Here is a 19,245-nt window from a genome sequence, read left to right as displayed (position 1 = left end):
CATCGGCCCCTGGCCCCGCAGGCGAACCCGCCCCGTATAGCCAACCCTGTGGACCGGGCGCCAGCTCGCGAAGCAGGCGCCGCGTGGCGTCAGGCCTGTCGCGTCAGGGCCTACCCCCAGTCCCACAGGGGGATCACTTTTGCGGTGGCAAGGCGATCCATTCGCTCTGGGCCTGGCGGTAGGCGCCGGTCACCTTGGCCAGGTGCAGCCACTGGTCCACGTACAGCTTCCAGGTGATGTCGTCCCGGGGCAACAGGTAGGCTTTCTCGCCGTATTGCAGGTACTGCGCGGGGTTGACCGCGCACAGGCCTGGGCTCAGCTTCTGGTGGTACAGGGCTTCGGAGGCGTCGGTGATCATCACGTCGGCCCGGTGCTCGCGCAGTTCGTCGAAGATGCTCACGTTGTCGTGCAGGCTCAGGCGCGCCTGGGGCAAGTAGGCATGCACGAACGCTTCATTGGTGCCGCCCGCCGGTTCCACCAGGCGGACTTCGGGGCGGTTCAATTGCGCCACGCTCTGGTACTTGGCCTGGTCTTCGCAACGCACCAGCGGGACCTTGCCGTCCACGTCCAGGGTGCTGCTGAAATAGGCTTTTTTCTGCCGCTCCAGGGTCACCGAGATACCGCCCACGGCGATGTCGCAGTGGCCAGCCAGGAAGTCTGGCATAAGGGTTTTCCAGGTGGTGGGCACCCAGTTCACGGTCGCCCCCAGGCTCTGGGCCAGTGACTGGGCGAGAGTGATGTCGATGCCTTCGTAGCCGCCATCGGCTTTCTTGAACGTGTAAGGCTTGTAGTCGCCGGTGGTGCACACATTCAACTGGCCGCGTTGTTGCACCTGGTCCAGGTGCGAGGGTGCGGCGTCCGCCAGAACCAGGCCTGGTAGCAGGGCGCTCAGCAGCCAGGGCAGGGGGGCAAGCTTCATTCGGTGCTCTCTTGTTGTCGTGGATGGCCGGGGGATGAAATCACAGTCAGGCAGGGCCGTCCACGGCCGGCACAGGCCATGGTTTTGCGGCTGAATCAGCCTGTGGCTTGACCCACATCACTGGACAGGATAAATGGCTGAAATCAAACGGAAACATTGTTGTCCTACAGTCCACGCCCAGATAACGAGGACCGACAACGTGAACCGAGCTGCAAGACACCTGCGCAAAACCCTGGACGCCGTGGCCGCCAACAACGAATCGGCGGCCTTGGACGTGATGCGCACCCTGGACCGCCTGGGCGACGAAGTGCTGCGTCAGCGCCTGCTGGGTGTGATCCACCGCTTGAACCAGGACGCGGCGGAACTGCGCCTGGCCCGCGACGACGTGCAGGGCAGCGAGTGCAAGCGCGCCTGACGTATCGCCTGCGCTAATGGGGCATGGGCAATGGTGGTTTCCCCCCGGGCCGTCTTGCAACCGGGTCGGGGCTGATAGGTGCATGGCTTGATTCTTCTGCCGCCCTTGAGACCGAGCGCCGCCCGATCTCAAGAACCCCACAACACCATCGCCTGGCGCTTGGAGGCCCTGACGCAATCCCCAGCGAGGAATATCGAAGAACCCTCGATAGGCCTGTCTTGCAACCGGGTCGGGGCTGATAGGTGCATGGCTTGATTCTTCTAGCGCCCTTGAGACCGAGCGCCGCCCGCGCGGCGCGTTCGCGAGCGAGCTCTGCTCCAACGTTTGTTTCGGGCCAGTTATGCCAGTGGCATCACCTGGTCCGCTTTGTTGGTTCACTGCAGATCTGGGTTGATGCCAACAAGGCGGTCGCGGTGATCTCACAGGCAAAATTGGCCCGAAACAGATGTTGGAGCAGAGCTTGCTCGCGAAGCGCCGCGCGGGCGGCGCTCGATCTCAAGAACCCCACCACACCATCGCCTGGCGCTTGGAGGCCCTGACGCAATCCCCAGCGAGGAATATCGAAGAACCCTCGATCGGCCTGTCTTGCAACCGGGTCGGGGCTGATAGGTGCATGGCTTGATTCTTCTAGCGCCCTTGAGACCGAGCGCCGCCCGCGCGGCGCGTTCGCGAGCAAGCTCTGCTCCAACGTTTGTTTCGGGCCAGTTATGCCAGTGGGATCATCTGGTCCGCTTTGTTGGTTCACTGCAAATCTGTGTTGCTGCCAACAAGCCAGTCAGGCCTGCGGCCACGAAAGCCAGCCACTGATGGCGATGGCCGGCCGGGCTCACGCCTTGAGCCGCGCGGTGTACTCGGCGACACGGCGGCCCAGCAGCTTGGCGGTTTCAAGGTCGCCGCTGCGCGGCGCTTCATCAGGCGAGGCGTCCGAGGGCGATACGGCCAGGGCACCGGCGAAGCCTGCGGTCCAGTTGATGTCATCGGGGCCGTGGGCCTTGGTGTTGGCGGGCATCAGGCCGGTGCCGATCCACACTTGGGCATGCTGCTGGGACAAGGTCCAGAAGTAGGCGATGGTGGAGAATTTGTCGCCATTGACCGACGCTGAATTGGTGAAGCCCGCCGCGACCTTGTCTTTCCAGGCCTGGGTAAACCAGGGTTTGGAGGAGGTGTCGGCGAATTTCTTGAATTGCCATGCCGGGCCGCCCATGTAGGTGGGGCTGCCGTAGATGATGGCGTCGGCGGCGCTGATGGCTTCCCAGGCTGCATCGCTGAGGTCGCCGTTGGCGTCGATCTGATACAGGGTAGCCTGGGTGCCGGGTGCGGCGGCCGCGCCGGCGTGCACGGCTTCGGCCTGTTTGGCAGTGTGGCCGTAGCCGCTGAAGTAGACAATGGCGATAGCAGTCATGGGGTGCTCCTGTCAGTCAAAGGAACAAGACACTATAGGTGCAATTTGGCATCGTGTTGAATTAACCCAAGCGTTGCGCCAGCGCGGGCAGCACCTCATCGCAGGCGCTTTCCAGTTTGAGGGCCAGCAGGTCATCGCCGCGCGTATGGCCCAGGTTGATCGCCACCACCGGCTGGCCACGCTCCGCCACGCTGCGGCATAGGCGGAACGCCGAGTAGGCCATCAGCGAAGAACCCACCACCAGCAGGGCAGGGGCCGCAAGGGCCAAGGCCATGGCGCGCTCGGCGGTGGCGGCAGCGACGTTCTCGCCGAAGAACACTACGTCGGGTTTCAAGCGTTCACCGTGGCAATGGGGGCACACCGGCAGCTTGAAACGCGCTTCGAAGCGAGGGTCCAGCAGGGTGTCGCCATCAGGCGCCTGGTGGGCATCCACGCCCGCCAGGTAAGGATTTTCGGCCTCCATCACGGCCTGGATATCGTCACGGGCCATGCGCTGGCCGCAGTCCAGGCACAGCACCCGGTGCAGGTTGCCGTGCAGTTCCACCACGGCGGTGCTGCCGGCCTGGTCGTGCAAACCGTCGACATTCTGGGTGATCAGGCCACTGACATGGCCGCGTGCCTGCAGGTCGGCCAAGGCCTGGTGGGCGACGTTGGCGCGGGCCTGGCGCACCTTCGGCCAGCCGAGCATCGCCCGGGCCCAGTAGCGCTGGCGCAGGGCCGGGCCGCTGAGAAATTCCTGGTACATCATCGGCGCGCGGCCGCGGCGCACGCCTTCGCGGTCGCGGTAGTCGGGAATGCCCGAAGGTGTGCTGATGCCGGCACCGGTCAGCACCACGAACGGCTGTTCGGCGAGGAGTGTGCACAGGGTGTCGAAGTCGGTCATGGGCAGCCTCCGGAAAACACCTAGCATAGCCGCCATCGCCTTCCCCGTGGCAGCGGCCGTGAAGCCGCGCCAGGGGCACAGCGGCACGTCAGCGTCGGTGTTGCTTCACCGTGGGGCGAAACAGCAGGCTCAGTAAAAACATCACCGTCTTGAAGTCCAGCAGTTTCAGCGCTGCCCGCGCTTCCTCCGGGCGCACCTTGGCAATCATCGGCATGGCGCCGAAGATCTTGCCCTTGAGCACCAGCTCGTTGCCCTTGCGCTCGATGGTGCTCACGGCCATCAGCTCACTGTTGTCGCTGCCAAAAATCTTCATCAGTCGCTCCTCGTTGTGCGTGTCACTTGTTCAAACTGTCGAAATCCATGCCCAGGTCATCGAACATCTTGATGGCCGTGCCACGTCCGGCCCCGAACACCCCTCCGCCGGGGTGCATGAACGGTCCCACCAGGTACAGGTTGTCCAGCCCCGGCACGCTCAGGCGGCCCAGGTCAGGGGTAGGGCGGTGGGCGAAGTTCTGGTAGAAGTAAGGCGCCACGCCATGCACGTCACCCTTGACCATGGAGTTGGGCGAACTGCGTTCCAGGTCCAGTGGCGAGCACAGCGTGCGGGCGATGATGTTGTCGGGCGTGAGGTTCTTCACGAACCGCCGGTAGGCCTGCAGGCTGAGGTCGCCGAATGCTTCCTTGTACTCGTCCCAGCGTGCCGCGCCGCCGTCAGCCAGGTTGTAGGGGGCGAAGGTCATGCCGTGGAACATGCCCTTGCCGGCCGGTACTCGCGTCGGGTCGTTGATGCTCTCGTCCCCGCCGGCCACCAGGCGCCGCTGTGACACGCGGCCACGCCGCAGTTCGTCGAAGTCGTCGAGCATATCGCTCAGGCGGTCGCTGCTCATCATGGTCAGCATGGTCGCGCGCCCTACGTCGGGCCCGGCGTGAAACTCGGCGTTGCGGTGCAGGTCATAGTGGCTGACGAAGAGGCTGAAGGGGGCCAGGCTGGCGCGTTCGGCCCGTTGCACCACGCCGGCGTCCAGGCCGTCGACAAAGCGGCTGATGACATGGGGGTGCAGGGCGCCGATCACCGCGTCGCGGGCCAGGATGCGCTCGCCATCGCTCAACTCCACTCCGGCGGCGCGGCCATCGCTGACGATCACCTTGTGCACCTCGCTGTTGCAGCGGATCTCCCCGCCATGGTGCTCGATGCAGCGGGCCAGCGACTCTGCCAGCTTGCCGCTGCCACCCACTGGCTGTGACACGCCGTGGCTGTGCATGATGCCCACGAAGGCGTACACGCCCATACCGGTGCCCAGCTCATCCGGCATCTGCAGGTTCTCGGCAATCACCCGCAGCAGGTGGATCTTGACCTTGTCGTGCTCGAACAGGTGGTCGATGATGTCCAGGGTACTGCGCTGCATGGCGTCGAACAGCTCGCGGCCTTCCAGGCTCTGGTCGAGCATGGCGACCATGGCGCCCATGGGCAGCGGCGGGGAATAGAACCCCGACATGAACATCGGCAGCAGGCCCATGGCCTTGGTCGCCAGGCGCCGGTAGGTTTCCGCATCGCGTGCCGACACGCTGGCGATCGACTCGCAGGCCTTGTCCAGGTCGCGGTAAGTGATCAGCGCGCTGCCATCGGCGAAGACCGTGGCGTGGGGAATGTCGGAGTAGTTGTATTTCAGTCCGAAGTGCTTGAACAGGCCCAGTTCGTCCTGGGTGATCATGGGGTTGCCCTGGATCATGATGTGCACGCTGGAGTGCTCGTCATGCCAGAAACCCGGCGTGTTAAGCTGGCGTGTCGACACGCCACCGCCCACGTAGTCCTTGCGTTCCAGTACCAGGACTTTCTTGCCGGCCTTGGCCAGGTAGGCCGCGGCCACCAGGCCATTGTGCCCGCCGCCGATGGCGACGACATCGTAGTGATTCATGGGGACCTTCCGCGTCTTGTTGTTCTTGTCTTTCAGCCCGTTTGGCTGACGGGGCGATGATAGGAGCAGCCCGACGGTGGGCGGAAGATCGCACTTTTATGTGGGTCGGTTACCTTCATGTGCGTACCCTGCGCCAATGACAAGGAATACAGCGTGAACGACGATGCACAACGCCAGGCCCTGGACCAGCTGCGCGCTCGGGTGCGGCACAACGGCAACGCCCCCCAGGGCCCCATCCGCGATACCCTGGCGCGCCTGGGCGACCGTTGGAGCCCATTGCTGCTGCTGATACTGCGCCACGGCATGCTGCGTTTCACGGAACTGCAGCGTGAAGTCAACGCCATGGCCGACAGCGAGTTGTCCCAGCGCATCCTCACCGTGAAACTGCGCGCGTTCGAGCGTGACGGGATGGTCAGCCGCACGGTGATCCCCACCATACCGCCGCAGGTGGAATACCGGCTGACGCCGCTGGGGGAGGCGCTGGTCGCAAGGCTCGAAGCGCTGGTGGGGTGGCTGGAAGAGCAGGCGCCTGCCATCGCGGCGGCGCGCGCGGCCTATGACGGCCAATGACGCACCCCGAAGCCGCCGCCACAAGGCTACGCTTACAGCTGGACATTCCCCCGCCGAGGCGACTGCAATGAAACAGCCATCTGCCGACCACCCCATCACCGTCACCCCGTTGCCCGGTACGCTGGAGGTGAAATTCCACGGTGTAGCCGTCGCCCGTACTCGTGGGGCGCTGGCGCTGAACGAGGCCCACTATCCAGCGGTGTATTACCTGCCGCGTGCCGACATCGTGGCGGCCCATTTTCGCCCCTCGACCCACTCCAGCCACTGCCCCTACAAGGGCAAGGCGAGTTATTTCACCTTGGTAGTGGGTGAGCAGGTGAGCGAGAACGCGGTGTGGAGCTATGAAGCGCCTTTCCCATCCGTGGCCGCGATCGAAGGGTACGTGGCCTTCTACCCAGACCGGGTAACGTTTACCCACAGCGCCGCTGGTGTGTAGCGGCGGCTGTCTGTGTGGCAGCTCGGTGTCAGCCGCGCTTGGGCAATTTCCAGCCCGGGCGGATGAAGTGGCACGTGTACCCATTGGGAATGCGCTCCAGGTAGTCCTGGTGCTCCGGCTCCGCTTCCCAGAAAGGCCCCGCCGGTTCGATCTCGGTCACCACGCGGCCTGGCCACAGCTTTGAGGCGTCGACGTCCGCGGCGGTATCTTCGGCAATGTCGCGCTGGGCTTCACTGAGGTAGTAGATGGCCGAGCGGTAGCTGCGACCACGGTCGTTGCCCTGGCGGTCGGGTGTGCTGGGGTCGTGGATCTGGAAGAAGAATTCCAGGATCTGCCGGTAGCTGATGCGCGCCGGGTCGAAGGTGATTTCGATGGCTTCGGCGTGGTCACCGTGGTTGCGGTAGGTGGCGTTGGGCACATCGCCGCCGGTGTAGCCGACGCGGGTCGAAATCACCCCGGGGTAGCGGCGCAGCAGGTCTTGCATGCCCCAGAAGCAGCCGCCGGCGAGAAGGGCGGTTTCAGTGTGTGTGGTCATGGTCGGTGCTTCCCCTTTTGCGGTGTGAATGCGCTTGTAATGAGGGCGCTTTATGACTTTGCAAGGGCCTCAGGCGAGGTTCGCCGCCGTCTCGATCATCAGGTTGCGCAACCATGCCAGGCCCGGGTCATGCTGCTGGTACCGGTTCCATTGCAGGCTGATGGTCATCTGCGGCGCCGCCCAGGGCGTAGGTAGCAGGCGCAACGGCAGGTATCGGGCCCAGCGTTCGGCCAGACGCTTGTGCATGGTAGCGATGCGCGAGGTACCGATCAGGTACGGCGGCACGCTGTTGAAGGTGTGGGTGGTGACCTCGACCTTGCGCTCGAAGCCGAAGCTGCGCAAGAACCAGTCGTCCACCGTGGGGGCGCGGTGTTCGGTACCAAAGCGCACCAGTACATGCCCAAGGGCCTTGTAATCATCGAACGACAGGGCCTGGGGCCCGCTGTCCTGGCATACCACGCAGACGAACTCGTCACTGAACAGCGCTGAGGATGGGTGCTGTTCCAGGATGTGGGTGTCAGGCAGCAGCAGAAAGTCCACGTGCCCGCGCTCGACTTCCAGGGCCGCGTCGTCGGTGGGTGAAAATAGCTCGATAGCGCATTGCGGGGCGATGCTGTTCAGCCGCCGGCTGACTTCAGGCATCAGCACCATGCCGACGTAGTCGGAGGCCATCAGGGTGAACGTGCGGCTGGACAGGTGTGGCTGGAACTGGCTGCGGTTTTCCAGGGTGGAGCGCATCTGGATCAACAGGTCGCGCACCGGCTGGGCCAGGGTTTCGCCCATGGGCGTGCGCACCATCTTGCGCCCGATCTGCACCAGCAGGTCATCCTCGAAATAGCTGCGCAACCGGGCGAGGGCGGCGCTGGTGGCCGGTTGGCTGAGGTGCAGGCGCTCGCCGGCGCGGGTGATGTTCTGTTCGGCGAGCAGCACGTCCAGCACCACCAGCAGGTTCAAATCCAAACCATGGAAACGCATGGTCTTGCTCCGTTTTTCTTATGATTGTGGGCACAGGCATTTATCGCCTTTATACCTGTGAGCCACCTTGCGGCTCAATGGGCGCGATGAAGCGATGGCTTTTCTCCGAACAACTTCTGGTATTGGGCGCAGAAATAACTGGTGTGCTCGAAACCCCAGTGCGCGGCGATGTCGCTGATGCGGGCTTCGGGGCTGTGGCTCAGCGCGCGGCGTGCTTCATTGAGGCGCACCGAGCGCAGGTACTGCACCGGATTGACGTCGGCGACGCTCTGGAAGCTGTATTGCAGGGTGCGGCGGGAGATCCTCAGGCGCTTGCACAGGTCCACCAGGCTGGCGATGCCCTGGGGGTCTTGAACCACGAGTTCATGGCAGCGCTGAACGATATAGTGGCGGGTACTGTAGCTGGGCTGCAAAGCGGGCAGGGCGTCCAGGCCTGCGAGCAACTGGCAGGTCAGGTCCAGCACCCGTTGCCGCGCATGGGCAGGCTCCGGGCGGCACAGAAGCTCAAGCAGCTCGCGGCGGGCATGCTGGTGCAGCGGTGCCGCCAGGCTCACACCGCGCACCGCCTGGCTGGCGCGGCAGCGGGCCAGGGTGGCGTCGCTGAGCAGGCCGTGCAGCTCGGCATACGGCATGGACAGGCACAGCACGTCCATGCCGGCGCCGCTGACCGTGCGAAATTCGCTCTGGCTGGGCAGCAGGTTGAGGCCGTCGAGCAGCCACGGCTGCTGGGCGTCGCGCTGGGGCCAGGCCAGGGGAAAGATCAGGTTGAGGTGTTCGCGGGGCAGTTGCATGTGCTGCACCGCGGCCTGGTTCAGGCGCTCGCGGAACAGGCGAATGGGGCCGATGTCCAGCACCCAGAGCGCGGCGTCCACGGGGCCGCCGCTGAGTTGGTCATAGCGTTGTTGCCAGCCGCTGAGGCGGCTGGCGTGTTCGGCCATGTCGGTGGACTGAAAGAAGTGCAGCATCAGACGACCTGTTCATCAAAGGGGAGGCAGTCGTAGCAAAGCCTGTGCCGGCCCCTGGCACTGCGCGGTGGCTGGGGCGCGGCCTTATGGCCGTTTCACCACCAGGGTCAGGATGTCATAACTGGCCACCACCTCATCCCGCTGGTTGGTCACCTCCACATCCCAGGTCACTACCCCCTGCGCAATGCCTTGGGGGCTGGCCTTGCCCTGGTCGGTCTTGCGCTTGCAGGTCAGGCGCGCCCGGATGGTGTCGCCGATGGCCACCGGGTTGATAAACCGCAGGTTGTCCAGCCCATAGTTGGCCAGCACCGGCCCTTCACCTGGCGAGACGAACAATCCGGCGGCGGCGGACAGCACGAAATAGCCATGGGCGATGCGCTGGCCGAACTGGGAGTTGCGGGCGGCGATGTCGTCGAAGTGCATGTAGAAGTGGTCACCCGACAGGCAGCCGAAATTCACCAGGTCGGTTTCGGTGACGGTGCGGCGATGGGTGAGCAGGGACTCGCCAATCTGTACGTCCTGGAAGTGCCGGCGGAACGGGTGCACGTCGGTTTCGATCAGTGCCGCGCCACGCACGTACTCACCGGTGATGGCTGCCAGCATGGTCGGCGAGCCCTGGACGGCTGCGCGTTGCAGGTAGTGCTTGACGGCGCGCAGGCCACCGAGTTCTTCGCCGCCGCCGGCGCGGCCCGGGCCGCCGTGCTTGAGTTGCGGCAGCGGTGAGCCATGGCCGGTGGACTCCACGGCAGCCTGGCGGTCGAGCACCAGCAGGCGCCCGTGCCAGGCGGCCGCGGCAGGGATGACCCTGGCGGCGATCTGCGGGCTGCGGGTGACCAGGCTGGCCACCAGGCTGCCCTTGCCGCGGGCAGCCAGGGCCACGGCTTCGTCCAGGTCGTCGTAGGCCATCAGGGTGCTCACCGGGCCGAAGGCCTCGATGTCATGGGCACCGCCTTCGGCGTGCGGGTCACGGGCGTGCAACAGCGTCGGGGCGAAGAACGCGCCTTCGCCGACGCCTTCGCCGCGCGGGCTGAAGCCGTCGGCGGCACTGAACAGTGTGTCGCAGCTCTGCTGCAGCAGGGCCAGGCGCTCGGCCACGTCGCGCTGTTGCGCATGGGAAGCCAGTGCGCCCATGCGCACGCCGTCCACCGACGGATCGCCCACCACCACCTTGGCCAGGCGCTCGCGAATGCGCGTGGCCACGGCATCCAGATGCTGGCGGGGCACTATGGCGCGGCGAATGGCGGTGCATTTCTGCCCGGCCTTGGCGGTCATTTCCCGCACCACTTCCTTGACGTACAGCTCGAACTCTTCATCGTCCGGGGTCACGTCGGGGGCCAGGATGGCGCAGTTCAGCGAGTCGGCTTCGGCGGTGAACGGCACCGAGTGGCGGATCAGGTTCGGGGTGACACGCAGTTTCGCCGCTGTGTCCGCGGAGCCTGTGAAGGTCACCAGGTCCTGCCCTTGCAGGCGGTCGAGCAGGTCACCGGTGCTACCAATCACCAGCTGCAGGCTGCCGGCGGGCAACAGCCCGGACTGGTCCATCAACCGCACCACGGCCTCGGTCAGGTAGCTGGTGGCGGTGGCGGGCTTGACCACGCACGGCATGCCCGCCAGGAAGCACGGGGCGAATTTTTCCAGCATGCCCCAGATAGGGAAGTTGAAGGCATTGATGTGCACCGCCAGGCCACCCCGTGGCACCAGGATATGGCTGCCGGCGAACTGGCCAAGTTTGCCCAGGGCGACCGCCGGGCCTTCATGCACCACGTTGCCGGAGGGCAACTCGCGGCTGCCGAAGCCGGCGTAACTGAACAGGGTGGCGTTGCCGCCCTCGATGTCCACCCAACTGTCGGCGCGAGTGGCGCCGCTGTGGTGGGACAAGGCGTAGAGCTGCTCCTTGCGCTCGGCCAGGTACAGGGCCAGGGCCTTGAGGCGTTGGGCGCGTTGCTGAAAGTCCAGCGCGTGGAGGCTCTGGTTGCCGACACGGCGGCCGTGGTCAATGGCCTCGGCGAAGTCCGGGGTTTCCTCGTGGGTACGGGCCAGGGGCTGGCCATTGAGCGCACTGCGCAGGGGCTGCGCGCCATGCTGGCCGACCCAGCGGCCGGCGATGAAGGATTGCAGGATGGGGGTCATGAAGTGCTCCGCGAATATATTGGAATTGTTTTGGTCGGTGCAGGTGCTGGCTTGCCAGCGAGCTGTTCAGGGGTTCAACAGCTCGCAGGCAATCCGCTTGCCACGCCATTCGCACGGTTCTTGAGGTAACGGTCAGATCTGGTCGAAGTCGAGCACCACCCTTTGGCTGATGGGGAAGGTCTGGCAGGACAGCACGTAACCGGCGGCCACTTCGTAGTCTTCAAGGGCGTGGTTGGCGTCCATCTCCACTTCGCCCTCGATCACCCTGCACTTGCAGGTCGAGCACACCCCGGCCTTGCAGGAATACGGCAGTTCGGCGCCAATGGCATTGCCGGCATCGAGCACGCTGACGGTGTTGCGCGGCAAGTCGAACGCCAGGGCGCGGCCGTCGCTGATCACGGTGATCTGGCTGACCGCCGTGTCCAGCTGGCGAGCAGCCTCGCGAGCTTCACGCTTGCTGTCGTCGGTGGCCGCGCCGAACAGTTCGAAGTGGATGCGGCGGCTGTCCATGCCATGGGCCTTGAGCTGGTCGCGCACGGTCTCGGTCATGGCCTGGGGGCCGCAGATGAAGGCGGCGTCCAGGGTCTTGACCTCGACCCAGCGGCTGAACAGGCGCTGGCATTTGTCGGCGTCGATGCGGCCGTTGTACAGGTCCACGTCCTGCTGCTCACGGCTGAACACGAAGACCAGGTTCAGGCGTTGCAGGTAGCGGTTCTTGAGGTCTTCCAGCTGTTCGCGAAACAGCGCGCCGGCGCTGGAGCGGTTGCCGTACAGCACGGTGACATGGCTGTGGGGTTCGTGTTCCAGGGTGGTCTTGACGATCGACAGGATCGGCGTGATACCGCTGCCAGCGGCCACGGCCAGGTAGCGGCCGTGGCGCGCCGGGTCCAGCGGTACGCTGAACTCGCCGGCCGGTGGCATGACCTCCAGGCAGTGGCCAGGCTGCAGTCGCTCATTGGCGTAGGCCGAGAAGCGCCCGCCGGCTACCTTCTTGATAGCCACCCGCAGCTCGTCATCGTTGACCCCGGTGCAGATGGAGTACGAGCGGCGCACTTCCTCGCCGTCCAGGTGGGTGCGCATCACCAGGTGCTGGCCCTGGGTGTAGCGAAATTCCTCGCGCAGGTGCTCGGGCACGTCGAAGACGATGGACACGGCGTCGCGGGTCTCAGCACGTACCTGCTTGATGGTCAGGCTGTGAAACTGGCTCATGGTTGATCTCCGTTGGCCATCAGATGCACTTGAAATAGTCGAACGGCTCGCGGCAGTCGCAGCAGCGGTACAACGCCTTGCAGGCGGTGGAGCCAAACTGGCTGAGCAGCTCGGTGTGGGCGCTGCCGCACTGCGGGCACAGCACCTGGGGCGCCTCGCCCAGCAGCGTGCGCTTGCTGGTGCTGCCGTCGGGCGGGGCGATGCCGTACTCGCGCAATTGCGCGCGGCCGCGTTCGGTGATCCAGTCGGTGGTCCAGGCCGGGGTCAGCCGACGCTGCAGGCGCGGCGCATGGAAACCGGCTTGCACCAGGGCGTCGCGGATGTCGCTTTCGATCACCTCGGTGGCCGGGCAGCCGGAGTAGGTGGGGGTGACCACCACCTCCAGGTGCCCCGCCTGCCAGGCCAGGCCGCGGACGATGCCCAGGTCGACCACGCTGACCGCCGGCACCTCCGGGTCCATGACCTGGCCCAGCACGTGCCAGGCCTGCGCCAGGTCATCGGGCTGGGCCGGCCGTGCGCCGCGGTCGCTGGCGATCAGCTCACCAGACCGCATCGGGGTAGGCTCGCGGCAGGTACTGCATTTCGGCCAGCAGCAGGCCCAGGTGTTCGCTGTGCAGCCCTTCGCGCCCATTGAGGTAGAAGGCGCTGGCGGGCTCGGGCACTGGCAGGGTGGCGCGGGTGAACACCTCGGCCACCTTGGCGTGCCACGCCGCCGCCAGCGTTGCCGGGTCACCGATCAGGCCGGCCGCGGCCAGGCGTTGCTCACCGGCGTCGGCATTCACCAGCTCGACCGTGAAACGCCACACCTTGGGCAGGGCGGCGAGCATGCGCGCATGGCTTTCGTCAGTGCCATCGCCCAGGCGCTCCACCCATTCGCTGGAGCGGCGCAGGTGGTAGGTCACCTCCTTGAAGCCCTTGGCCGCGATGCCGGCGATGCGCTCGTCACGGGAGCCGCTCAGTCCCTGCAGCACCTGACAATGCCAGGCGTCGTAGAAGAACTGCTTGAGCATGGTGACCGCATAGTCGCCGTTGGGTTGTTCCACCAGCAACAGGTTGCGCAGTTCCCGCTCGGTACGCAGGAAGGCCAGGGCATCGGCATCGCGGCCGTCGTCCAGCCGTTCGGCGGCGTAGTCCAGCCAATTGCGCGCCTGGCCGAACAGGTCCAGGCCGACGTTGGCCAGCGCCAGTTCCTCTTCCAGGGCCGGCGCGTGGCCGACCCACTGGCTCAGGCGCTGGCCCTGGATCAGGGCGGTGTCGCCCAGGTGCAGCAGATAGCGGGTCAGATCGTCTTCAATACTCATGGTCGGCCTCACATGTGCCCGACTTCGGGTGGCAGCTCGTAGAAGCTGGCATGGCGGTAGACCTTGTCATCGGAGGGGTCGAACAGCGGGTCCTTGTCGTCGGGCGACGAGGCGACGATCAGCGCCGAGGGCACCACCCACAGGCTCACGCCTTCGCTGCGCCGGGTGTACAGCTCTCGGGCGTTCTCGATGGCCATGACGGCGTCGGCGGCGTGCACGCTGCCCACATGTTTGTGATTGAGGCCGTGCTTGCTGCGCACGAAGACTTCGAACAGGGTCCAGTCGGACATGGGGTTTCTCCAGCTCAGGCAGCGTGCTTGTCGTGTTGTTTGCGGGCGTAGGCCACCGCGGCCTCGCGCACCCAGGCGCCGTCTTCGATGGCCTGCTTGCGGGTAGCCACGCGCTCGGCGTTGCAGGGGCCGTTGCCCTTGAGCACTTCGTAGAATTCGTCCCACTGGATGGCGCCGAAGTCGTAGTGGCCGGTTTCGGCGTTCCACTTCAGGTCCGGGTCGGGGCAGGTGCAGCCCAGCAGCTCCAGTTGGGGGATGGTCTGGTCGATGAAGCGCTGGCGCAGCTCGTCGTTGCTCTGGCGCTTGATCTTCCAGGCCATGGACTGGGCGCTGTTGGGGGAATGTTCATCGCTGGGCCCGAACATCATCAGCGACGGCCACCACAGGCGGTTGATGGCGTCCTGCACCATGTCCTTCTGGGCCTGGGTGCCGTGGCGCATCATGGTCAGCAGTATTTCGTAGCCTTGGCGCTGGTGAAAACTTTCCTCCTTGCAGATGCGCACCATGGCCCGGGCGTATGGCCCGTAGGAGGTGCGCTGCAACACCACCTGGTTGACGATGGCGGCGCCATCCACCAGCCAGCCCACCGCGCCCATGTCGGCCCAGCTCAGGGTGGGGTAATTGAAGATGCTCGAATACTTCGCCTTGCCGGCGTGCATCTTGGCGATTTCCGTATCGCGATCGGCGCCTAGCGTCTCCATGGCGCTGTACAGGTACAGGCCGTGGCCGGCTTCGTCCTGGATCTTGGCCATCAGTTGCAGCTTGCGCTTGAGCGTGGGGGCGCGGGTCAGCCAGTTGCCCTCGGGCAGCATGCCGACGATTTCCGAGTGGGCGTGCTGGGAAATCTGCCGGATAAGGGTCTGGCGATAGGCGTCGGGCATCCAGTTCTTGGCTTCGATCTTGATCTCGGCGTCGATCTTTTCCTGGAAGGCGCGTTCCTGGTCACTCATTTCGTCCAGGGTCTTGAGGCGCTTGACGCCGGTTTCCACTAGCTGTGCGTACATGAAGGGTCTCCAGCCATGCAGGGGGATGGCTATTGTTATAAGTGATACAGAATTAAATATCAAACACAAAAAATAGGTATCAGATAGGTTTCTGTATCACGAACTTCAAGCGCGCTTGTCGAAGACGTGCGCAGCCTTGCCTTCCGAGCGTTTGAGGGTCTGGGCTGGCTGCAGCACCACCCGGGTACTGATCCCGATGTGGGTCTTGATCTGTCGGCTCAGCTCGCTGCACACCGCTTGTTGTTCGGCACTGCCCAGGTGCAGATGCTCGGGGCGCAGTTCGACGTGGATATCCACCGAGTCGAGGTTGCCGTTGCGATACAGGTGCATCTCATAGCACTCGCACAGCTGTTTGGTTTTGAGCACCTGTTCTTCCACCTGGGTGGGGAACACGTTGACGCCGCGGATGATCAGCATGTCGTCGCTGCGCCCGGTGATCTTGTCCATGCGCCGCATGGGCCGGCCACTGCCGGGCAGCAGCCGGGTCAGGTCGCGCGTGCGGTAACGGATCATCGGCAGGGCCTCCTTGCTCAGCGAGGTCAGCACCAGTTCGCCGAATTCACCGTCAGGCAACACCTGGCCAGTGACCGGGTCGATGATTTCCGGGTAGAAGTGATCTTCCCACAGGGTCGGGTGGCCACGGCTGTCGGCGCATTCCATGGCCACGCCCGGGCCCATGATCTCCGACAGGCCGTAAATGTCCTGGGCCTGTATGCCCAGGCGCCGCTCGATGGCGCCACGCAGCTCATCGGTCCAGGGTTCGGCGCCGAAGATACCCAGGCGCAGGGCCAGGTTGGCCGGGTCGATACCCTGGCGTTCCAGTTCGTCAGCGATGTTGAGCATGTACGACGGAGTGACCATGATGATGTCGGGGTTGAAGTCGCGGATCAGTTGCACCTGTTTCTCGGTCTGCCCGCCTGACATGGGGATCACCGTGCAGCCCAGGCGCTCGGCGCCGTAATGGGCGCCCAGGCCGCCAGTGAACAGGCCGTAGCCGTAGGAGATGTGCACCTTGTCGCCTTTGTGACCACCCGCGGCGCGGATCGAGCGGGCAACGATGTTGGCCCAGGTGTCGATGTCGTTCTGGGTGTAGCCCACCACGGTGGGCTTGCCGGTGGTGCCGCTGGAAGCGTGCAGGCGAACCACGTCCTGCAGGGAGACCGCGAACATGCCGTAGGGGTAGTTGTCGCGCAGGTCGTTCTTGCCGGTGAAGGGGAAGGCCGCCAGGTCATCCAGCGATTTCAGGTCTTCAGGGTGCAGGCCCAGGGCATCGAAGCGCTGTCGGTACAGCGGCACGTTCTGGTAGGCGTGGCCAAGGCTCCAGCGCAGGCGTTGCAGCTGGTGTTCGCGCAGGCGGTCGACGCTGGCGGTTTCGAAAGGGTCCAGCAAGGCATCTGGGTTAAGGTGCATGTTCATGGCTTCACTCGAATTGTTTTTGTGTGAGTGTCCGGCCGCCTCGCGGGTGGTCCGGGGGCTGGGTAACAGGCTACAGGCGTTCAGGGGTCAAAGCGTCACTTGTCGATGGCCTCCTGGGCAAGCACGGTGCCGCGCACCTGGTAGGACTTGCCCCGGAACAAGGCGACTGGCTGGCCGTGCTGGTTGTCGATGCGCACGTCATAGGTGCCGGTGCGTTTGCCCCGGTGCAACTCCTGGGCGTGGGCCACCAGTTCGTCGTCCAGTTGCCCGGGCACCAGGTATTCGATGCTGCAGCCCTGGGCCACGGTGGCCGCGTCATGGCTGTTGCAGGCCAGGGCAAAGGCGGTATCGGCCAGGGCGAAGAGGAAGCCGCCGTGGCAGGTGCCGTGGCCTTGAAGCATGTCGTCGCGCACGCGCATGCTGACTTGGGCCCTGCCGGGCGCGGCGCTGATCAGGGTGATGCCCAGCGCACGGCTGGCGGCGTCCCGTTGCAGCAAGGCTTCGGCGCAGCGCCGGGCCACATCGTGTGGGTTCAGGTCAGTCATGCAGGCGGCTCCCCTCGGCCAGGTGGCGACGCAGCAGCAGGGAAGGGCGGTAGCGCTCTTCGCCGTAGGCGGCTTGCAGGTTTTCCAGCACCTTGACCACGGTGTCCAGGCCCAACGTATCGGCCCAGGCCAACGGGCCCCTGGGGTAGTTGACCCCGGCGCGCAGGGCCAGGTCGATGTCGGCCACCGAGGCCACGCCTTGCAGGGCCGCGTCGGCGCCTTCATTGGCGAGCATGGCGACGGTGCGCAGCACGCACAGGCCGGGGCTGTCGCCCAGGGCGCTGACGGTGAGGCCGGCGCGGTTGAGCAGGGCCACCGCCTGCGCCACTGCCGTGGGCGCGGTGTTGTTCGCCCAACTGATGCCCACCCGGGTGGCCGTGGCGAAGTCCAGGGCCAGGTCCAGCAGTACCAGGTTCTGCACGCCCTGGTCATGGGCGCGCTGGCTGGCCATGCGCCCGTCGGACAGCGCCAGCACCGCGTCGCCGCACCGCAGCACGCCGTTGCCCGGGCGCCGCGTCACTGCCACGCCCTGGTCTTGCAGGCGCGTCAACAGGCCGTCTAACAGCGCCGGCAGGCCCTCGGCCACGCAATGGGTGACCGCGGCATCGCTGCTCAGCGCCTGTGCACGGGGGCGCTGCGCGCCTTCGCGGTAATCGTAGAAACCCTGGCCGCTCTTGCGCCCCAGGCGCCCGGCGTCGACCAGTTCTTTCTGGATCAGCGAGGGCTGGAAGCGCATGTCCTGGTAGTAGGCGTCGAACACCGAGCAGGTCACCGCATAGTTGACGTCGTGACCAATCAGGTCGGTGAGCTCGAAGGCGCCCATGGCGAAGCCGCCGGCCTCTCGCAGCAAGGCATCGAGGGTGGCGCAGTCAGCCGCGCCTTCCTGCAGCAGGCGCAGGCTCTCGGCGTAGAACGGCCGTGCCACGCGGTTGACGATGAAGCCGGGGGTGGAGCGCGTGTGAACCGGCTGTTTGCCCCAGGCGCGGGCGCTGTCGTACAAGCTGGCGGCCACGTCGGGCGCGGTGGCCAGCCCGCTCACCACTTCCACCAGGGACATCACCGGGGCCGGGTTGAAGAAATGCAGGCCGGCGAAGCGTTCGGGGTGCTTGAGTTCGGCGGCCAGGGTGGTGATGGACAGCGATGAGGTATTGCTGACCAGCAGGCAGTCGGCGCGGCACAGGGCTTCCAGTTCCCCGAACACCTGGCGCTTGACCGCCAGTTGTTCAACGATGGCCTCGATCACCAGGTGGGCATCGGCCAGGGCGGCGAGGGTGTCGCAGGCCTGCAGATTGGCCAGGCACGCCTGGCGGGCGCTGTCGGCCAGTTTGCCGGTGGCCACGCGGCGGCCCAGGCGCTGGTCGATGTCACCGATGGCCTGGGCGGCCGCGCCGGGGCGGTTGTCGTAGAGCAACACCGGGTGGCCGGCCTGGGCGGCTACCTGGGCGATACCGGCACCCATGGCACCGGCGCCGATCACCGCTACCTGAGCGGTCAGAGGCAGGGCGGCCATGGTTCAGTTCCCCTTGAATACGGCGGGGCGTTTTTCCATGAACGCGGCCACGCCTTCGCGGTAATCGTGACTGCGCCCGGCCAGGCGCTGCAGGTCGCGTTCCAGGTCCAGTTGCTGGTCCAGCGTGTTGTCGAAGCTGGCATTGAGGCTGCGCTTGATCAGCGCCAGGCCGTAGGTGGGCTGGCTGGCCAGGTGGCGCGCCAGGGTCAGGGCTTCGTCACGCAGGGCGGCATCGTCGACGCAGCGGTAGATCAGCCCCCATTGTTCGGCCTGCTCAGCGCTCAGGCGGTTGCCCAGCATGGCCAGCGCCTTGGCGCGGGCCACGCCCACCAGGCGCGGCAGGCTCCAGGTACCGCCGGAGTCGGGCAGCAGGCCGATCTTGCAGAACGCCTGGATGAAACTGGCCGAACGCGCCGCCAGCACCAGGTCGCAGGCCAGGGGAATATTCGCCCCGGCGCCGGCCGCCACACCGTTGACTGCGCAAATCACCGGCATCGGCAGCTCACGCAGGCTGCGAATCAGCGGGTTGTAGAACTGCTCCAGCGACTGGCCCAGGTCCGGGGCCTCGGCGCCGGGGGCCACGCTGCGGTCGGCCAGGTCCTGCCCGGCGCAGAAACCCCGGCCTTCACCCGTCAGCAGCAGCACCCGCACGCTCGCGTCCTGGCGCACGCGCTTGAGGGCTTCGCGCACTTCAGCGTGCATCTGCCCGTTGAAGCTGTTCAGTTGCTCGGGTCGGTTGAGGCTCAGCAGGGCCACGCCGTTGTCGATGGAAAACACAATGGTTGCGAATGTCATGGGGGTGCCCTCGGGGGTGAACGGGAAGG

21 protein-coding genes are annotated in these 19,245 nt (G+C 65.6%); 3 read left to right on the top strand and 18 right to left on the bottom strand.

Annotation, left to right across the window (positions count from 1 at the left end; genetic code table 11):
• Positions 1-133 precede the first annotated feature (133 nt).
• A complete protein-coding gene (locus QBK88_RS08875; RefSeq protein ID WP_277961768.1) occupies positions 134-919 on the bottom strand; it encodes a transporter substrate-binding domain-containing protein in 786 nt (261 codons plus the stop codon).
• Between the two features lie 199 nt (positions 920-1,118).
• Between QBK88_RS08875 and QBK88_RS08870 the strand changes: the two genes are divergently transcribed.
• Positions 1,119-1,334 (top strand): hypothetical protein, encoded by a 216-nt coding sequence (locus QBK88_RS08870; protein WP_158153344.1) that lies wholly within the window; start codon positions 1,119-1,121, stop codon positions 1,332-1,334.
• An 826-nt stretch (positions 1,335-2,160) separates the two neighbouring features.
• Here the strand turns inward: QBK88_RS08870 and QBK88_RS08865 are convergent.
• The 4 genes from QBK88_RS08865 to QBK88_RS08850 all read right to left on the bottom strand — a co-directional run bounded on the left by QBK88_RS08865 (position 2,161) and on the right by QBK88_RS08850 (position 5,535).
• The gene (locus QBK88_RS08865) at positions 2,161-2,736 is read right to left on the bottom strand and encodes a flavodoxin family protein (RefSeq protein WP_277961767.1); all 576 of its coding nucleotides are present in this window, start codon (positions 2,734-2,736) and stop codon (positions 2,161-2,163) included.
• Between the two features lie 61 nt (positions 2,737-2,797).
• Complete coding sequence (locus QBK88_RS08860; RefSeq protein ID WP_277961766.1) at positions 2,798-3,619, bottom strand: NAD-dependent protein deacetylase; 822 nt, start codon at positions 3,617-3,619, stop codon at positions 2,798-2,800.
• Positions 3,620-3,707: 88 nt separating this feature from the next.
• A complete protein-coding gene (locus QBK88_RS08855) occupies positions 3,708-3,932 on the bottom strand; it encodes a hypothetical protein (RefSeq protein ID WP_277961765.1) in 225 nt (74 codons plus the stop codon).
• Positions 3,933-3,954: 22 nt separating this feature from the next.
• A complete protein-coding gene (locus QBK88_RS08850; RefSeq protein WP_277961764.1) occupies positions 3,955-5,535 on the bottom strand; it encodes a phytoene desaturase family protein in 1,581 nt (526 codons plus the stop codon).
• Positions 5,536-5,688: 153 nt separating this feature from the next.
• Here QBK88_RS08850 and QBK88_RS08845 point away from each other — a divergent pair, with 153 nt between their 5' ends.
• Together QBK88_RS08845 and QBK88_RS08840 are read left to right on the top strand one after the other, a co-directional pair.
• The gene (locus tag QBK88_RS08845) at positions 5,689-6,105 is read left to right on the top strand and encodes a winged helix-turn-helix transcriptional regulator (RefSeq protein ID WP_277961763.1); all 417 of its coding nucleotides are present in this window, start codon (positions 5,689-5,691) and stop codon (positions 6,103-6,105) included.
• Between the two features lie 67 nt (positions 6,106-6,172).
• Positions 6,173-6,541, top strand: coding sequence for a DUF427 domain-containing protein (locus QBK88_RS08840; RefSeq protein ID WP_277961762.1), 369 nt, complete (start codon positions 6,173-6,175; stop codon positions 6,539-6,541).
• A 28-nt stretch (positions 6,542-6,569) separates the two neighbouring features.
• Here QBK88_RS08840 and msrA read toward each other — a convergent pair whose 3' ends face one another.
• The 13 genes from msrA to paaG form a co-directional block, all read right to left on the bottom strand.
• A complete protein-coding gene (gene msrA / locus QBK88_RS08835) occupies positions 6,570-7,076 on the bottom strand; it encodes a peptide-methionine (S)-S-oxide reductase MsrA (protein ID WP_277961761.1) in 507 nt (168 codons plus the stop codon).
• A 69-nt stretch (positions 7,077-7,145) separates the two neighbouring features.
• Positions 7,146-8,051, bottom strand: a complete 906-nt coding sequence (locus tag QBK88_RS08830; protein ID WP_277961760.1) for a LysR family transcriptional regulator — start codon at positions 8,049-8,051, stop codon at positions 7,146-7,148.
• Positions 8,052-8,125: 74 nt separating this feature from the next.
• Positions 8,126-9,016: a helix-turn-helix domain-containing protein gene (locus tag QBK88_RS08825; RefSeq protein WP_277961759.1), complete on the bottom strand. Its 891-nt coding sequence runs from the start codon at positions 9,014-9,016 to the stop codon at positions 8,126-8,128.
• An 84-nt stretch (positions 9,017-9,100) separates the two neighbouring features.
• Complete coding sequence (paaZ, locus tag QBK88_RS08820) at positions 9,101-11,146, bottom strand: phenylacetic acid degradation bifunctional protein PaaZ (protein ID WP_277961758.1); 2,046 nt, start codon at positions 11,144-11,146, stop codon at positions 9,101-9,103.
• A 132-nt stretch (positions 11,147-11,278) separates the two neighbouring features.
• The gene (gene paaE, locus QBK88_RS08815; RefSeq protein ID WP_277961757.1) at positions 11,279-12,355 is read right to left on the bottom strand and encodes a 1,2-phenylacetyl-CoA epoxidase subunit PaaE; all 1,077 of its coding nucleotides are present in this window, start codon (positions 12,353-12,355) and stop codon (positions 11,279-11,281) included.
• Positions 12,356-12,374: 19 nt separating this feature from the next.
• Positions 12,375-12,908 carry a 1,2-phenylacetyl-CoA epoxidase subunit PaaD gene (gene paaD, locus QBK88_RS08810; RefSeq protein WP_277961756.1) on the bottom strand — a complete coding sequence of 178 codons (534 nt, stop codon included), beginning with the start codon at positions 12,906-12,908 and terminating at the stop codon, positions 12,375-12,377.
• Positions 12,895-13,656 (bottom strand): 1,2-phenylacetyl-CoA epoxidase subunit PaaC, encoded by a 762-nt coding sequence (paaC, locus tag QBK88_RS08805; RefSeq protein WP_277961755.1) that lies wholly within the window; start codon positions 13,654-13,656, stop codon positions 12,895-12,897. The genes paaD and paaC overlap by 14 nt, the downstream gene beginning before the upstream one ends.
• 8 nt (positions 13,657-13,664) lie before the next feature.
• A complete protein-coding gene (gene paaB, locus QBK88_RS08800; RefSeq protein ID WP_158153925.1) occupies positions 13,665-13,946 on the bottom strand; it encodes a 1,2-phenylacetyl-CoA epoxidase subunit PaaB in 282 nt (93 codons plus the stop codon).
• 14 nt (positions 13,947-13,960) lie between these two features.
• Positions 13,961-14,950 carry a 1,2-phenylacetyl-CoA epoxidase subunit PaaA gene (gene paaA, locus QBK88_RS08795; RefSeq protein ID WP_277961754.1) on the bottom strand — a complete coding sequence of 330 codons (990 nt, stop codon included), beginning with the start codon at positions 14,948-14,950 and terminating at the stop codon, positions 13,961-13,963.
• A gap of 105 nt (positions 14,951-15,055) precedes the next feature.
• A complete protein-coding gene (paaK, locus tag QBK88_RS08790; RefSeq protein WP_277961753.1) occupies positions 15,056-16,366 on the bottom strand; it encodes a phenylacetate--CoA ligase PaaK in 1,311 nt (436 codons plus the stop codon).
• Between the two features lie 95 nt (positions 16,367-16,461).
• Positions 16,462-16,911 (bottom strand): hydroxyphenylacetyl-CoA thioesterase PaaI, encoded by a 450-nt coding sequence (gene paaI, locus QBK88_RS08785; protein ID WP_277961752.1) that lies wholly within the window; start codon positions 16,909-16,911, stop codon positions 16,462-16,464.
• Positions 16,904-18,421 carry a 3-hydroxyacyl-CoA dehydrogenase PaaH gene (gene paaH / locus QBK88_RS08780; RefSeq protein WP_277961751.1) on the bottom strand — a complete coding sequence of 506 codons (1,518 nt, stop codon included), beginning with the start codon at positions 18,419-18,421 and terminating at the stop codon, positions 16,904-16,906. Before paaH ends, paaI begins: the two co-directional genes overlap by 8 nt.
• Positions 18,422-18,424: 3 nt before the next feature.
• Complete coding sequence (gene paaG / locus QBK88_RS08775; protein ID WP_268142632.1) at positions 18,425-19,216, bottom strand: 2-(1,2-epoxy-1,2-dihydrophenyl)acetyl-CoA isomerase PaaG; 792 nt, start codon at positions 19,214-19,216, stop codon at positions 18,425-18,427.
• Positions 19,217-19,245 lie beyond the last annotated feature (29 nt).

The organism is Pseudomonas sp. RIT-To-2, assembly GCF_029623465.1.
In the GTDB taxonomy this organism is placed as follows: Bacteria; Pseudomonadota; Gammaproteobacteria; order Pseudomonadales; family Pseudomonadaceae; genus Aquipseudomonas; species Aquipseudomonas silvicola.
The sequence above is the reverse complement of the archived record's forward strand: the minus strand, read 5'-3'. Positions and strand labels throughout refer to the sequence as shown.